The sequence below is a fragment of the Pelatocladus sp. BLCC-F211 genome (genome assembly GCF_041928655.1).
Lineage (GTDB): Bacteria > Cyanobacteriota > Cyanobacteriia > Cyanobacteriales > Nostocaceae > Pelatocladus.
The window spans coordinates 83,000-94,796 of sequence record NZ_JBHFLM010000050.1 but is presented as its reverse complement, the minus strand read 5'-3'; the positions used below and the strand labels follow the sequence as shown (position 1 = coordinate 94,796).

Below are 11,797 nucleotides of genomic sequence, written 5' to 3'. Positions count from 1 at the left end.
GTCCACCACTTTTTCTGTAACCGGGTAACGATGGTTTATCAACTTCACCACGGTAATAAGCTTTAACTAACCCGTTGTACCCAACTATTGATTCACCTACAGACTTCAAGGTTTGCTGTGCAGACTGTGCTGCCATTGCTTTGTAATGTGGGTTGTCTTTAAGGATTTTTTCCAACTCCGGGTATGTGGTATTGCACCTATAAGTTTTCCATCCATGCCGTAATTCATCACCACGCCAGTAAGTCGTAAACGCATTATCAGACGCTTTTAACATCTCATAATGACTTTGACGAGTAACAAAGATTGCTGAGTTAATCAGACTATTGGCGTTTTGACACTGGTCAATCCAAAACACTTTTTCTTCATCCGTGAACCTTGCTTTTACTGGGATTGTTTTGTACAACTTGCATCACCTCCTGTTGTTTATTATAATTGCTACTACATAATAAAACAACAAAGTTCCAGAATTAAAAAAACTACCTGCTTTATGGACACCAACTTATTTTGTAGCGTCAACAGGTCAGGTAAGCACTGAGGTAGTTAAAAAGTACATTGAGGGTCAACGGGGAAAATAAGAGATACGACAGGTTAAAACCTGTCGAGTCGCGTTTCATCCCCTCGATAAATCGTAGGGGTTCTCACGCTCCCGCTATATTTTGATAGATTCTACATACGAATCCGGGGAATTGTACCATATCTTACTCCCCAATCCCTAATCCCTGTTGCCCCTTATCCCCAGAGGGGGCCCCACCTTCCCCGTTCCCCAATTGATAAACTTGATGTCCTCTAATTTCTACCCCATATTCAGCAAGGCATTTTGTCCAACCTTCACGAGTACCGATCTCGCTTTTGTGTTTGAGTAATCCTAATTCAACTTCTTGTTTGGTGAGTTGAGAAAATTCTTCGTAAAGAGGATAATCAGGAGTAACAAATGTTTCTTTGCGGTGGAGTATAGGTGGATTTGCTCTGGTAGCATAGTCTCGATGAGTTATGTATAAAGTTTTTAAGTCGATCACAATGCTTGCTTTTAAAGCGGGATGAGGGTCAGTATCAAATTCTGGGTAAAGCAGATAAGAAATCTGTGATTTTTCGGTATCAAATTTTATTAATGTGGCATCATCAACACGTCCGATAGTGCGGCTAGCACAACCTTCGTAAATTCGTAACAAGGCATCAAGTTCACATAAAGCAGAAACATGAACGTATAAAGCACTACGTGTACGTTTACCAATTTTACTTTTTTCGCAAGCAGCCTTTACTACCCCTGATTTTCCTAAGCTAAACAGCTTGGCGTCAGCAACTTCACAAGCTTCCTCATAGGAACCAAAAAAGGCTTTGATGTCGTGGCGCATTTCTGGTGATAACTTGTGCCATGAGGGGCGAGTTTCAAAATGAGTCAAAGCGAGATAAACTTGAATATCAAGAGAACGACGGTAGGCGATCGCATCCCATTCGGCTTCGTCAGTAGCTTGCAAAACCACAGCAAAAGCTCGACGGAAGTTACCAAATTCTTTTAATAATTCCTGTTCATTTGCCAATTCGCCTTTGACTGGTAGTCTCCCGCGTTGAGCATGAAAATCCATTAACGGCTGAAGCATTTCTTGGTAATCTTCAAACCGTTTGACTGGAATCCGAACTCTGGGCGTAGAATTTTTAGAGAAGAAGCGTAAGGCTTTGTAAGCTTCTTTTTCAGCTTCATCTCGAAACACAAAATAGATACCCAGCGCTACAGGTACAGCATCGACATTTAGTGTTTCATCAATGTATTTTTTGAGTTCTTCTTGCTGGTAATATTTCTGAAACGTGTTATGGCGGGTGACAACACCATCGCCATAGGGTATGAGATTGCGACTCGGAGCATTAACTAGGACTTGAGCAGCAACAATTAATACCTTCCGCGCCAGTGACCAAGCTGCCACAAGGGCTTGACGGCGTTCCTCTGTATCTTCAATCACATTCAGGATGTAGCCCAAATTGACGACATCAGCAGGAGTGCGATCGCGATTGGGAAAATAATAAGGGTCCCAGCCAGAACTGGTATAACCTAAATTGGCGATGCGATCGACATCACCACCGTATCCACAACCATAGTCAAAAAACGTAGTCTCTTTGTTTAGAATAGACCACTCGATTGCCAACCTTACAGGGCGAGACAAATCAATGCGGAATATCGCAGCTCTATGGCGTTCAATTTCGATGTAGCTCTCGGACATAAGAGCAATTAAATTTATTAGTAGTTGGTAGTTAGTAGTTAGTAGTGTTTGTATCAATCACTAACCATAATTTCAATTCTTGGTCGCTAATTCAATCAAATCTTCAATTTTCTTGATATTTGGATCACCAGCTAAATATCCAATTCCACGATGCAAATGCAGGCGAAATTGGGTAACTAGGGTTTCTTTGTCTGTACCGTAACCATCGTTATAACAGCGTTGTTTTAATGCCAGTAGCAGAATATCAGACATTTCGCCCCCAAAGACGCGCCAAGTCATTTCGACGTTACTATCTTGGGGAATTGGGACTGGGGAGGGTGCTGTGGGTTCCGCAAGAGAACAACAAAACGCCCAACGACACAAAATATTCCATTGGTCGATTTTGGTGTTGCGTTTGAGTTTTGTCAGTTGTTCTTTGGCTGTTTGAGATAATTTGATACGTTCGATAGGAGTTTCCATATATTTTGATGATTTTTCTTGGTAACTTGGTGTCTTGGTGTCTTGGTGGTAAAAAAATCATTTTTTAAATACAAAGACACTAAGACACAAAGAGTTCATTGAGTAATAAGATTACCAAAAATAACCTGGTTGTATGGTTGTTTGGCGGGTGGATGAGTCATATTTGAGGAGATATTCGCGGGCGATCGCTTCGTTTTCGCGCAGGGTTTTCACTTCTTTTTCTCCGATTTCGGTATCGGTGGAAAGTAAAATTACTTGATGAGAAGCTGAGGGAAAGTAACGTTCGACTAAGTTAGTACGGTGCGATGAATCTAATCTTCCTAGTGGCGTATCAATTGCTACTGGTAAGCGCAGCCCGGAGACTCGTGCTAATCCCCAGAGGAAGGCAATCGCTAAAAGTTGTTTTTCCCCAGCAGAAAGGCGATGTTTGGGAACTGGTTGCGAGTGCAAATCAAACAGAGATAGGCTAAAAGTATTGGTATCAATGACGATGCGATGTACTAAGTCTGATTTGTGCAACAGATAGCGAAAACATTCGGTGACTTCATTTTCTAATTTATTTAATTTTCTCAAAGTCAAGCGTTCACGAAACAGTTTGAGTGTTTCTTGAACTCTGGCTGAAGCTGTAATAATATGCTCTCTATTCTTACGATCTATCGTTTGTTCGGTATATTCTTTTAAATCTTTTTTAAACTTTTCAATAGTTGTTTCTAATTCAATCAAGTGACGGCGTGTAGTTTCGCAGTTAGCTTTAGCTTCAGCAACTTTTTGTTGTGCTTTTCGCACCACTTCACGAAGTTGTTCATACTCTTCTGGAGATGCTGCGGTTTGCATTTGTCTCTCAATATTAATTATTTCTTCTTCTTTGTTTTTCAAATTTGATAATTGCTGTTTGGCAGAGTTTTTTGCATTTTGTAAATAATAAATTACATTACCTAGTTGACTTAAAGCTTCATCATCTGCTAGCAACCAAGGTTGTTTTTGTTGTAAATTAGCATTTCGCGTCTTTTCGTCTTCTTTCAAAAAGGATTTGATCTTTTCAAGTTTTTGATTTTCGATTTCTAATTGACTAATTAAATTCATCAAACGTTGATCTCTTTCAAGTATAATATCCTGTGCTATTTGCAATTGTCGGGTGCGAAATTCAGTTTCTCCTTGTGCTTGCACTTGGGTAAGTAATGGTTGAATTAATGCTAACGGTAAAACATCAGCCGCAGATTCACACATTGTCTGACGAATTGCTTCTGCTTGAGTAGTTACTTCTTGTTTTTGTTGTTCTAAATGACTACGTTCTGCGGCTATTTTCCCGCCTTCCGAAAGGAATTTATCAACAGCTTCTTGTTCTTCTTGTTCTGATAACTTTAATTCTGCTTGTAGGGAAGTTAAATTTTGCTGTTGATGCTGAAATTCTTCCTGTAGTCGCTTGAGATTTTGTTCAATTTCTTCTAAGTTATCTAAGTCTTGTTTTTCGGCTATTTCCTTGCGTTTGCGATTGACTAAAATTTCTATATCTATCGCTAATTTTTCCGCCAATTCTAGTCCTAAAAGAGCGCGAATCGCATCGACTACGATTGGTGGTGGTACTTCTTGTTCTGCTAGTTCTTTTACCTGTTCCCCATCAAAGAGAAATAAGTTGGAAATCCCTAAAGGTAGCAGATTTTCAATATAATCATCCCAAGTATTAACTAAAGCTTCAACAGGCCAGGTATCGTCATCACCCAAAATTCCTAAATGGTCTTTACCATCTTTAGGATTTTTTTCCCAAGTCCTGACAACTCTATATTTGATGGGTTTGTCATTTTCAATATGTTCAAATACTAACTCAACACGAGTTTTCTCATTTGGTTCTGCTTTACTATTAACACATTGACTCAGAAAATCACTATAACTTAAATTTCCACGAGTAGAACATTGAGCGCGATGTCCATAAAGTGCAAGACGAATTGCATCCATGAGTGTGGTTTTTCCTCCACCATTCATCCCCCCTAAAAGTAGAATTGGGCGAGTGTAATCATGACTTTTTGGATTCAGATTGATTACTTGACGTCCATTGTAGGGGCCAAAGTTTTGCAGAATAAGTTCAAGAAAAATCATAGTAATGTTTGATATTTAATTCTCATACAAATACGCAAAGTCGCAAATTTGATCTTAGCTGTTTGCGGCTTTGCGTCAATTAATTATTGATAGAGTTGGTATTGCTCACCCTACCATATTTTTCAGCAGCTGTTTTTAAAGTTCAGCTTGTGATTATATTTCGGGTCAAAATACTCATTACTTCGCCGGGTTTGGAAGTTGGTAATAATGGACTCCACTCATTAATTTGGGCAAAACCAAGCTTATAAAGGCTAATAATTGTACTATTTACTCCTTTTTTTGAACCATATATTACCACTTTCACAGGTTCTCTGCCTGATGTTTTTTGTGTGGAAGTATTGGAGGAAACAGCAGGTGTGGAAGTGGGAAAGGGATCTGCTAAAAAGCTTTTAGTCATTGGAATTCACCTGTTTGTTGTTAAGATTATTGTTACCTATAGGTAACGTTTACTCAGTCATGAGCCTTTGACACAATCAAAGGTATGGGAAAAGCAGGAAAAGCGTTAAAACAGGTGTTAGAAACTCACGGAATCAGCCAAAATCAGTTAGCTGTGACAATGGGAACTGGACGACCAAACGTTCACCGTTGGGTGTACGAGATTAGAGATCCTGTTGCAGAAACGGTATTAGAAATTCGCGACGCGCTACAGAAAATTAATCCTGTAGCAGCTAAAGACTTTATCAGACTCTACTTAGGAGATGATTTTGAGGATGAGAAACAACTTTAATTATCAGTCAAGTAAGTAGAACAGCATAAATAATTAAAGGTTCGTAGTAAGGACTTTAGTCCTCAAATAAGGACTAAAGTCCTTACTACGAACTAGATTCCAATAATTTTACATTACTTCACATAGTTTGTTTTTTTCAAATCGTTCTACTTAACTGATAACTGATAACTATTCACTTTCCTTTTTTTGGAATTTCATATTCGCCCAAGTTTTCGATTTAGCTACTGATTTTGTAGTTGATGAGTTCTCTGTAGAATTTTCAATTAACTCATCTGTTACATTTATAATTTCTTCAGTTTTAGTAACATCTCCTAAAGTTAATTGCTTTACTTTTTCGACATCGCCTTGAGTAATTGCTGTTTTCAAATCTCTTTTCATGTGAGCAATATCAATTGCTTCTTCACGAGAACGGGAACTAGTTTCAAAGCATTTTTCTAGCGCATCATATATTCCCACTCGACGCGCTCTCTTGCGAAATTGGCGTTCTGTATCTAATAACTTGGCCATTAGTTCAAGGTGCATAGCGTCATCTGCACAGATTTCTTCTAATACAGCCCATTCATCGGTACCTAAGAGACTGTAGTCAGCACCAGGGCGCGGATCTTGAAATTCTTCACCAGTCACTTCTTTATATATGCGGGGTAAACTATCATCGAATTCGTGTCTTTCTTCTAACCAAATGCGGCGAATTTCGCTCATTTCTTCTGAGGTTATTAATGTGATGTCGCGCATATTTTCTGGTGCTGTGCGACGCAGTTGTTGTTGAATAGTTAGAAGTTTTCTGAGCCAATATTCTCGCGCTTCTTTAATGTATGGTCCAGGAATAGGCTCTACTGAAATTTCTTCATTGAGGTTACGTTCATAGAGTTGGACATCACCATTTCTACGTCGAAAATCTCGTCTTTCGCGGTTTATTGGTGCATCTAATTCTTTACGAAAATCAAGAAGAGGTTGTAACCATTCTTTTTCTTCGTCATTTTGAATCATTGCAGTTAGTGATTTATCTTCACTTACTAGCGTACAGACCCAGCAACCAAAACGAGAGCTACCACAACTAGGAGTAGATGTATCAACAACTAAAGGACATTCATTATCAGCGCTAGCACCTCTGTACATCGAGAATAAATCCTTGTTGCTATATCCCCAAGGATTTTCCCATTGCATGAGATAAAGCCAAACCTCATCATTTCGCCAATCTTCTACAGGACTGTAAACTAGGGAATTTGGCAAATTCATGTTAGGACTGAGGCGATCGCGTACCCGTTTGCTTTCCCACTGTTTCATTCTATAAGCACGTTTTGTGCTTTCGGCTTTGCGAGTACCTAAAACAAGAATAGCTTCTCCACAACTACGGATAACATTACGAATAAAGCGGTTAGATGGATTTATTTTCAGACGTTCTGTACACCACCTGAATTTTGGTTTTGGTGCTGGATAACCTTTACCTATTAAACCGACCCAGAATGTTTCTTTGGGTTCTGGTTGTAGTAAATGGGGTTCAAATGGTAGCTTTTGATCAAGAGCAGCCAATTTCATTTGCTTGAGAGAGTTGCGTACCCAAACAGAGACATAGGGATTTTCTACTAATGTATCTGTTGTAATTACATGAATAGTCTTAGTTCGCTTTTCGGGTGGAAGTTGTGCGATCGCATTCCATACTAGTTGTAATACACATGAACTATCTTTCCCCCCCGAATAACCCACAACCCAAGGTATTTCGTCCAAACAATACAAATCTTGTATTTCTGTAGTCAAAGCTTGGATCTCTTCTACTAACTCTGCTACAGTACGCGGTTGCTGACTTTTATTTTCTGGCTGTTGTGCGATGACCATTTCTCCCTTCCTCTGGAATCACAGGTGATAAATCGCTCGATTCCCCCAAGCATGGGGAAATAGTGCAATATTTTACTCACCCTTCCTATGTGTACTGTAAACTTAACCCTAATATTCTAAATATTTAACGTTTTTAAAAACTTTATCAGTAAAATCAATTTTTGTAGAACAATATTTTGCTCACAACTTAAATTTTCCAAAATTAACATGAATCCAAGCGCAAATAACCCAACTGCTGACATTGCAAGTCAGTATTTAGAACGGGACAACAAAGATAAACAGGTACTAGCTATTTTGCTAGAAAAGTTTATGAACCAAAAAAACCAGATTCTAGTTCAGAAAACTGAGATGGGTGGTACTGAAGCTTATATCAGTTCTGTTACCTTGGAATGGTTTGCGGGTCGGGTTCGCTTTGCGTCTGCTTTACCTTTGCTTCAGCAAAAATATAATCCTCAGACAGATAATATTGAGATTGATGCAGAAAGTATTGATGAGATTCAGCAACGTCCTTTGGATTGGTCACGTCAATTACCCCTCACACAATATTTAGCAGGTCGAAAAAACCATAAGTTTCCACCTGTATTGGTAGTGATTAACCAAGCTTGGGTTGATGACCCCAAAGCTGCTGAGTGGGATAGTCTAGGACGGGCTAAACAATCTACCACAGCTTTTACAGCTTTAGATAAAGAAGAAAAAGTTGGTTTACTTAATGTTTCTGAAGAGGATGTAACTATTTACGCATTAGATGGTCAACACCGACTCATGGGGGTACAGGGGTTGATGGAGTTACTAAAAACTGGCAAACTCCAGCGTTATAAGAAGGAAAAAACCCCAGATGACACTTTTATTACAGTTGATGATTTAATTGAGCAATATCACGTTCAACCAGCTTATCTGCAAAGCTTACCCAAAGAAAAAATAGGGATTGAATTCATTTGTGCAGTTGAGAAAGGCGAAACTCGCGAACAAGCAAGACGACGAGTGCGATCGATCTTTGTTCATGTAAATTTAATGGCTGCACCTTTAACAAAAGGTCAGTTAGCACAGTTAAATGAAGATGATGGTTTTTCGATTGTTGCAAGAAAAATCGCTGTGGTACATCCACTTTTGGAACAGCGTGAAGGTAGAAAACCTCGTGTTAATTGGAATAGTGCAACAGTTGCAGCCAAATCAACTGTTTTGACGACCCTACAAGCTCTTACAGATATGTCTGAGCGATATTTAGGGCAAAAATTTCCTCATTGGAAACCTTTGGATAAAGGTCTAATTCCCAACCGTCCAGAGAATCAGGAACTTGAAGAGGGGATACAAGAATTTCACAAGCTTTTTGATGGTTTGGCAAGCCTTTCCAGTTATAAGCTTTTAGAAGATGAGGAGACACCAGCTCTGCGAAAATTCAGCTTTGAAAAAGACGGAGGTGAAGGAAATATGCTTTTCCGTCCTGTTGCTCAAGTAGCTGTTGCACAAGCTTTGGGTATCTTAGTTTTCCGCAAAGGATTCAAATTGGAGGAGCTTGTTAAGAAATTGCGAAAATTTGACCAGCAGGGTGGTTTTAGTGGAATGGAGTTTCCCCAATCTCTATGGTATGGCGTTTTGTATGATCCAAATAAAAAGCGTGTCCAAGTTGCTGGAAGGGATCTAGCAGCGAAGTTACTAATTTATATTCTGGGTGGTATTCAAGATCAGATGGAACGGGCTGAACTTCGCAAAGCTTTGGCTGATGCTAGAACAATTGAGAATAAAACTATGGGTTTTGATGGTAATTTTGTTGAACCGAAGCAGGTAGGACTTCCTACAGTTTTGTAATTGCTGTAATTGATTAGCGAATCTGTTGTGGTTTTAGTTTTGAGCTTTTCCCTGATTAAAAAAACTACGCTTTTCAAGGTAGAGGTGGTTTAATTTAGGAATTTACTTAAATCAAATTCCTCTGCTTCTTTATCTTTATTAGTTCTTATATGAGTGAGAATTAACAAAATTCGTTCTGTATAGTCTACTGCTCCTCGCAATTCACCTTGCAAAATTTCTAATCCACCATTAGCATACTCTTCAAAAATATGGTTGCGGTTAGTTTCATATTCTTCTTCGCCTAATGAGAGGATTTTGATATCTTGAGTTTCGGTAATTCCCAGTAGTTTGATCACCCAATCATTACCCACAGATGCAAAGTATTCTAGCCTGATTGGTGATGGTTCTCTTTTAGAAATTTCTCCTAAAGGGACTCGCTTTTTATGCTTTGCACCTAAAGCAGCAGCAAACACTACTACATCAGCAAAGGTTTGAAAAGGCCCAGTTCCACCATCAGCCGATGTTAAAGCCTTGACCAACTCAGCTTTATCTTTGGCAACTCTGATTCTACCTGTTTCTGCCATTGTTCTCAAGTATACATTGTTGCAATTTTAACCTAAGCTTAAACCTATGTCTAACGACAAACTGTAAACTGTCTGCTGAGTTTTTTCTCTCTGCGTTCTCTGAGCTAATCATCACTACGAACACATACTTGATTGATGCGATCGCACATGGTTTCACCAATGACAACTCTCACCAATGATTTTAATGTCCCAACCTACTTATCTAATTTCATATTTTCACTTTTTAATTTGCTCTTAATTTGTGGTTAACACCGTCCTCGTAGAATCTTACTCAACAAAGTATCAAACCCTTTTTCAAAACATCAAGATTTTTCAATTAAGGTGTTAATTTTAGTAAGATTTGTCAGTAATTATCTATCTATTCATTACTTTAATTTAAACATCTTATTTGTAGCGTTTCTAAACTTAGTAACGCAATTATTGAATGACAATATTTCATCAAAAAAGGTTGCACAAAGATGCAAATCAAAAAACTACTTAAAGTATTAATTCCATTCTGTTTATTTATTTTATCTGCAACCTTTGTTGCTTCTACTATTGCACAAGCATCATTTGATCCTGGTGAACCAAGACGTTTTGAAATTGCTCTCATTGGTGATTTACCCTATGATGCCGAGCAAGAAGCAAAGTATCAAGATTTAATTCAAGATATTAACAAATCTCGAAGCCGTTTTGTAATTCACGATGGAGATTTTAAAAGTGGCTCAAGTCTTTGTTCTGATGAGCTTTTCCAACAAAGATTCCAACTATTCCAGCAATTTAAACATCCTCTGATTTACATATTTGGTGATAATGAATGGACAGATTGTCATCGTCCTGCTGCTGGTGGATATGATTCAATTGAACGCTTGGCAAAATTACGCGAACTCTTTACACAAGGGAATCAAAGTCTGGGACAAAGAACAATTACCCTTACTCGTCAAAGCGATAATCCTAAGTATACCAAGTTTCGTGAAAATGTCCGTTGGACACTAGGCAATGTTCTATTTGCTGGTATCCACGTTGTTGGTAGTAATAATAACTTGGGGCGCAATGCAGAAAATGATGCAGAATACGCTGAACGTAATAGTGCTAATCTCGCTTGGTTAAAAGAAGCATTTGCACTAGCTAAAGCAAGTAATAACCTTGGTTTGGTGCTTGTGATCCATGCTAATCCAAACTTTGATTTACCACCAACAGATGCACAACGAACTGGCTTCAATGATTTTATCAATGTATTGCAAACAGAGTTGCAAGAGTATAGTAAGCCAGTCATACTTGTTCATGGAGATAGCCATTATTTCCGAATTGACAAACCTCTCAATATCTCAAATGGGAATTTGATTACAAACTTCACTCGCGTTGAAACATTTGGTTCTCCCAACGTGCATTGGTTAAGAGTCACTGTTGAACCACGCAATCCAAATTTATTTGAGGTAACTCAAGAAATTCTGCCATAACATTAACATTTTATTGCCAACAACACCTCGTTTCTCTATCACCTTGGCTTGCTTTACTAAAATTAAAGATAGCCAAGGTGGTTTTTTAGTTACTTTCGTTATTTGACAATTGCGATCGCACTTCCTTTTCTTTGTGTGTCTATGTGGTTCGTTCTTCTCAACAATTGCGATCGCTGATTTTGTAACTTTATTTTAAGATGAGATAAAAACCTATTTTGGCAGAATAATAGCGATACCAACTAAAATCGAAGAGTAATCAGAACTATGCCTACTCAGAGGCTGTATTATGGAAGACTTAGACCAACGCAAGCTTTTGTCAGCACTGAGTCATGGAGCAATATTTTTTAGCTCTTTGATTGTGTCTATCGGCATACCCATTGCAATCTTGTATATCAGCAATGATCCTATAGTTAAGGAAAATGCGAAAGAATCCCTAAATTTTCACATCAACCTTTATATTTATGCGGTGATTTTTGGATTGTTGTCGATAATTCTCATTGGTATTCCATTCTTAATTGGTCTATTGATTATTAGTTTTATCATGCCAATTATTGCTATTGTTCGAGTTCTCAGTCAACCCAATATACCTTACCGCTACCCATTTATCTTTCGTTTAATTTAAAAAAGTAGTGTTTTATACATACAATCATTAAACACTTATAC

At 38.3% G+C, this 11,797-nt stretch carries 10 protein-coding genes and 2 pseudogenes; 5 read left to right on the top strand and 7 right to left on the bottom strand.

The window, feature by feature from the left end; translation table 11 throughout:
- Positions 1-403 (bottom strand): annotated as a pseudogene (locus ACE1AT_RS05475) (RNA-guided endonuclease TnpB family protein); the annotation flags it as partial.
- Positions 404-461: 58 nt separating this feature from the next.
- Between ACE1AT_RS05475 and ACE1AT_RS05470 the strand changes: the two are divergent.
- Positions 462-575, top strand: a pseudogene (locus ACE1AT_RS05470) (transposase); the annotation flags it as partial.
- Positions 576-698: 123 nt separating this feature from the next.
- Here the strand turns inward: ACE1AT_RS05470 and ACE1AT_RS05465 are convergent.
- From ACE1AT_RS05465 to ACE1AT_RS05450, 4 genes are all read right to left on the bottom strand, one after another.
- Complete coding sequence (locus tag ACE1AT_RS05465) at positions 699-2,213, bottom strand: DNA phosphorothioation-associated putative methyltransferase (RefSeq protein WP_374866272.1); 1,515 nt, start codon at positions 2,211-2,213, stop codon at positions 699-701.
- 72 nt (positions 2,214-2,285) lie between these two features.
- Entirely contained in the window at positions 2,286-2,672 is a 387-nt protein-coding gene (gene dndE / locus ACE1AT_RS05460; RefSeq protein ID WP_374866271.1) for a DNA sulfur modification protein DndE, read from the bottom strand.
- A gap of 111 nt (positions 2,673-2,783) precedes the next feature.
- A complete protein-coding gene (gene dndD, locus ACE1AT_RS05455) occupies positions 2,784-4,766 on the bottom strand; it encodes a DNA sulfur modification protein DndD (RefSeq protein ID WP_374866270.1) in 1,983 nt (660 codons plus the stop codon).
- Positions 4,767-4,908: 142 nt separating this feature from the next.
- On the bottom strand, positions 4,909-5,163 hold the full coding sequence (locus ACE1AT_RS05450; protein WP_374866269.1) for a hypothetical protein: 255 nt from the start codon (positions 5,161-5,163) through the stop codon (positions 4,909-4,911).
- An 84-nt stretch (positions 5,164-5,247) separates the two neighbouring features.
- Between ACE1AT_RS05450 and ACE1AT_RS05445 the strand changes: the two genes are divergently transcribed.
- Entirely contained in the window at positions 5,248-5,493 is a 246-nt protein-coding gene (locus tag ACE1AT_RS05445; RefSeq protein ID WP_017310453.1) for a helix-turn-helix transcriptional regulator, read from the top strand.
- Positions 5,494-5,661: 168 nt separating this feature from the next.
- Here the strand turns inward: ACE1AT_RS05445 and dndC are convergent, their stop codons facing one another.
- The gene (dndC, locus tag ACE1AT_RS05440; protein ID WP_374866268.1) at positions 5,662-7,326 is read right to left on the bottom strand and encodes a DNA phosphorothioation system sulfurtransferase DndC; all 1,665 of its coding nucleotides are present in this window, start codon (positions 7,324-7,326) and stop codon (positions 5,662-5,664) included.
- A 207-nt stretch (positions 7,327-7,533) separates the two neighbouring features.
- Between dndC and ACE1AT_RS05435 the strand changes: the two genes are divergently transcribed.
- On the top strand, positions 7,534-9,132 hold the full coding sequence (locus ACE1AT_RS05435; RefSeq protein ID WP_374866267.1) for a DGQHR domain-containing protein: 1,599 nt from the start codon (positions 7,534-7,536) through the stop codon (positions 9,130-9,132).
- An 89-nt stretch (positions 9,133-9,221) separates the two neighbouring features.
- Here ACE1AT_RS05435 and ACE1AT_RS05430 read toward each other — a convergent pair whose 3' ends face one another.
- Positions 9,222-9,695, bottom strand: a complete 474-nt coding sequence (locus ACE1AT_RS05430) for a DNA phosphorothioation-associated protein 4 (protein WP_374866266.1) — start codon at positions 9,693-9,695, stop codon at positions 9,222-9,224.
- Positions 9,696-10,153: 458 nt separating this feature from the next.
- On the opposite strand from ACE1AT_RS05430, the gene ACE1AT_RS05425 reads away from it, so the two are divergent.
- The gene (locus ACE1AT_RS05425; protein ID WP_374866265.1) at positions 10,154-11,134 is read left to right on the top strand and encodes a metallophosphoesterase; all 981 of its coding nucleotides are present in this window, start codon (positions 10,154-10,156) and stop codon (positions 11,132-11,134) included.
- 286 nt (positions 11,135-11,420) lie between these two features.
- Entirely contained in the window at positions 11,421-11,756 is a 336-nt protein-coding gene (locus ACE1AT_RS05420; protein WP_374866264.1) for a DUF4870 domain-containing protein, read from the top strand.
- Positions 11,757-11,797 lie beyond the last annotated feature (41 nt).

Excerpts from the sequence above, each read along its gene's own strand:
- ACE1AT_RS05430 (WP_374866266.1), bottom strand. The coding sequence starts at position 9,695 with ATGGCAGAAACAGGTAGAATCAGAGTTGCCAAAGATAAAGCTGAGTTG.
- ACE1AT_RS05420 (WP_374866264.1), top strand. The coding sequence starts at position 11,421 with ATGGAAGACTTAGACCAACGCAAGCTTTTGTCAGCACTGAGTCATGGA.
- ACE1AT_RS05425 (WP_374866265.1), top strand. The coding sequence starts at position 10,154 with ATGCAAATCAAAAAACTACTTAAAGTATTAATTCCATTCTGTTTATTT.
- ACE1AT_RS05465 (WP_374866272.1), bottom strand. The coding sequence starts at position 2,213 with ATGTCCGAGAGCTACATCGAAATTGAACGCCATAGAGCTGCGATATTC.
- ACE1AT_RS05445 (WP_017310453.1), top strand. The coding sequence starts at position 5,248 with ATGGGAAAAGCAGGAAAAGCGTTAAAACAGGTGTTAGAAACTCACGGA.
- dndE (WP_374866271.1), bottom strand. The coding sequence starts at position 2,672 with ATGGAAACTCCTATCGAACGTATCAAATTATCTCAAACAGCCAAAGAA.
- dndC (WP_374866268.1), bottom strand. The coding sequence starts at position 7,326 with ATGGTCATCGCACAACAGCCAGAAAATAAAAGTCAGCAACCGCGTACT.
- ACE1AT_RS05435 (WP_374866267.1), top strand. The coding sequence starts at position 7,534 with ATGAATCCAAGCGCAAATAACCCAACTGCTGACATTGCAAGTCAGTAT.
- ACE1AT_RS05450 (WP_374866269.1), bottom strand. The coding sequence starts at position 5,163 with ATGACTAAAAGCTTTTTAGCAGATCCCTTTCCCACTTCCACACCTGCT.
- dndD (WP_374866270.1), bottom strand. The coding sequence starts at position 4,766 with ATGATTTTTCTTGAACTTATTCTGCAAAACTTTGGCCCCTACAATGGA.